At 71.4% G+C, this 3009-nt stretch carries 2 protein-coding genes; both read right to left on the bottom strand.

The features are described 5' to 3' along the window. Positions 1–18: 18 nt before the first annotated feature. Positions 19–267: a hypothetical protein gene (locus TNMX_RS04250; protein ID WP_253269367.1), complete on the bottom strand. Its 249-nt coding sequence runs from the start codon at positions 265–267 to the stop codon at positions 19–21. Beyond that, on the bottom strand, positions 264–1016 hold the full coding sequence (locus tag TNMX_RS04245) for a hypothetical protein (protein ID WP_038029857.1): 753 nt from the start codon (positions 1014–1016) through the stop codon (positions 264–266). Before TNMX_RS04245 ends, TNMX_RS04250 begins: the two co-directional genes overlap by 4 nt. Positions 1017–3009 lie beyond the last annotated feature (1993 nt).

Genomic DNA, 3009 nt, shown 5'->3' with positions numbered 1-3009 from the left:
TGAGCCGGCCCTCTCCCGCTACGGGAGGATGGGCCTCTCCGGGGTCCGGGCCGCGGAAGGGGCCCCGTGCCGGTCCCACCCCTCCACAATGCGCTCGGCGATGAGCTCCAGCAGGCCCTCCTCCCAGGCCTCGGGGGGAAGAAGCCGGGGGTCGCGCTTCCACCGCAGGCGTAGGTCGGTGTAGACGGGCCCCAGGTCGGGGTCCCGCTCGGGGTCGGGGAGGCCCCGGGCCACGTCCCGGAGTAGGCGGGAGAGGCCTCGGATCATCGGCGGGCCTCCCACCACTCCCCCAGGGTCCTGGGCCGGTTTCCGTCCACCTCCGGGTCCACGTAGAGATACACGGAAGCGGCCAGGGGACGCTTTGGCCAGTCCTCCAGGGCCTTTTTCCACGGGGGGGCCTTCCACTGGCCCTCGGGGCTCCGGAGGTGGGTGTCCCCCCAGAGCTTCTGCACCCGCCGGCGGATGTCGGTGATTTGCTGGAAAACTCCCCCAAACATGGGCAGGTGCCCCAGCGTCTTGAGGTGGCCCACCAGGCGGGGCCAGTCCCCCTTCCGGGCGTGGTGCAGGGCCTCCTCTAGGAGCTCCCGGTAGAAGGCCTCGGTGAGGTACCAGGTCCAGCGGCCCGTGTCCTCGTCCCTCCTGAGCTCGTAGGTGGGAAGCCACGCCTCGTTTCGCCAGGCCACCCACTGCAGGGGCTTCTTCCCCTCAGCGCTCCGCATCTGCTCCCCCTCCAGGCGCTTGGTGGCCAAGAGGGCGTAGGGCCACACCCCTCCTCGAGGCTCCGGGCCCAAAAACAGCTGGGCCACGGGAAGCCCGGCCTCCTTCCTGGCCCGCCTCGCCTCGGGGGAAAGCAGGACGCGGTGGCGCTCGTGGAGCTTGGCCACCGCCCCCAGGACCTTCTCCTCCGGGGTGGTGGCCACCAGGTAGTAGCGGTAGCCGTTGGCCACCGCCTGCCGGATGGCGGCCATGACCGCGGTCTGGCTCCGGTAGAGGCGGTAGTCGGCGGGGTCGGGCATGCTCAAAGGGTAGCGCGGGGTGGCGGTGGCGTCAAGGGCGAGAAAACCTTTTCTTGCAAGCGTTGGGTAGCGATAGAGCTGGCCTTATTGAGGTTCCCTTGGGCGCGGGCCTTGACCCGGCCGGGCCGGCGCGGTAGGGTGAGGGGGAACCTACTTCCCGGTTGGCGCCGGGGCCGGAGGGTCCAGCGCATGCCCCCACATGCGTTGGGCTGCCGGGGAAGCGGGGTGCCTCAGGAAATGGGGGCTCGCCCCGCACTCAACGAGGCGCGTGGAGGCCGAGAGGCCTCCGCTCGACCTCACTCCATACCTGGGGGGACCCAGGGCTAGATGTTGGGCGACCCGGAAAGGTCAGGGCTGAAATGCTCTGGCTGTCCGTCCCGAAAGCGGGGTAGGGGGCCTTGTGCCTTCCCCCGCCGCCGGTGATCGGGGAAAGAAGGAACCCGGTTGCCGGTGCCCCACAGGCCCAGCGCTGAGGCCCACGAGTACACGTGGGGGGTCGGGGAAACCCGGCTGGAGTGTGAGCTCCCAGCCTCCCGAGGGCGACTGGAGGGAGGGGCACAGGAGGGGAGGCTTCGCCGAAACTCCTGGCCGCGCGCATAGCTCGGGTCTGTACATGGGGGTGCGACACCCCCTATGGGGAACAGGCCGTGAGCCCACGGGTAGCGCCCGCCATACCTTGGCCCCCCTATCCGAGCTTGGAACCTCGTAGGGTGGGGGGTGCGGTTACCGCAACAGGGTTGGCGGGTCATAAGGGCGCACGTCCGAGTAGGGGCGGGCTAACGGGGGAGCCTCTGGGCGCGACCCGCCGGACGGGTTGGGGGACTCGGACGATGGCGGAAGGCGTAGGCCGGCGAAACCTGAGCTGTACGGGGAAACCCAGAGGGCTCAGGCACATAAGCGGCCGCACCAGAGGGGGAGACCAGGCGAATAGGCTGACCGAAGCGGCTCCCGTCGGGGTACCTGCTGCCCGGCGGTGTCGCGGAGGGCGACATCTCGTCTACGCGGGCCGAAAGCCTGGACCGGCACCCTGGGGGCTTCCACCCTCAGGGCCGGCCTCGGCGCCAACTGGGGGGAGGGCCTGGCCTCGGGCTCTCCCCCGACAGCGGGAAGGAGGCCTCCCCGGAAGGGGAGTTTGGAGAACATAGGGCGGTGAACGCCCTTGCGGAATCGGCGGATGCCCGCGGGGTCCGGCAGTCCGGGAGGACGGGCTGGCCTCGAGGGGCTCACGCCGGCCGCTCCCGGCCTAATGGGAGGGTAGGTGGCCACCAAAGCGCCACAGCCACGGCCGTCCCGGGCCAGGTGGGCTCGCCGTCCCAGTAGGCCTGGCCAGTAGGTGCCGGTGGCTTGGGGTGGTGGTTCCAGCCGGGCGGCTGGGGCCACGCTTGGCGGGTGAAGCGAAGGCTCACCCCCCACCTCGGGCGGTGGAGCCGGTGCTGAAAAGGGGCCTAAGGGCGGTGCGCCGCCACAGGGAGGTCTGGCCCACCTCACGGGCTCGCCCGGTCCCGGGCGTAGGTGCGGCCGGGAGGGTCGCGCCAGGGAACCCTCGGGGGACTGCCCCACCCTCGGAGGGTGAAGGACGGGGAAGTCCGCTCCCTCCCCGCGGGGAGGAGGGCGGGCGGCGGCCAAAGGGGCCCGCGGGCCCTCAGGCCGTGAAATCTCCGGGCCTCAGGGATGCCCTTATCCCGAAGGGCCCACCCTTATCCCCCCCGCCCACCGGCGGGGGGTTTCGGCGTTATGGGGGGCCACCTTCGCGAAGGTGAGCTTTTGTGCAGGTGTGGCGCCCCTACAACCAGAGGCCGCGTACCGGCCAAGCGCGCCGGCGCGCCCACTCCCGCCGGGCCCCGGGTAAGGGTACCCCGCCCCATCGCCCGTGGGGCGGGGTAGGGGCGTGGGGATCTCCGGTTTAGGGGGAGGTGAGGATGGTGCCGCCCCCCACCGCCACGAAGACGCCGTTCCCGTAGGCCACGCCGCGGAGGGAGTCGCTCGTCCCCGA

It is taken from the genome of Thermus sp. NMX2.A1, from assembly GCF_000511705.1.
Taxonomy (GTDB): Bacteria; Deinococcota; Deinococci; order Deinococcales; family Thermaceae; genus Thermus; species Thermus scotoductus.
The sequence above is the reverse complement of the archived record's forward strand: the minus strand, read 5'-3'. Positions and strand labels throughout refer to the sequence as shown.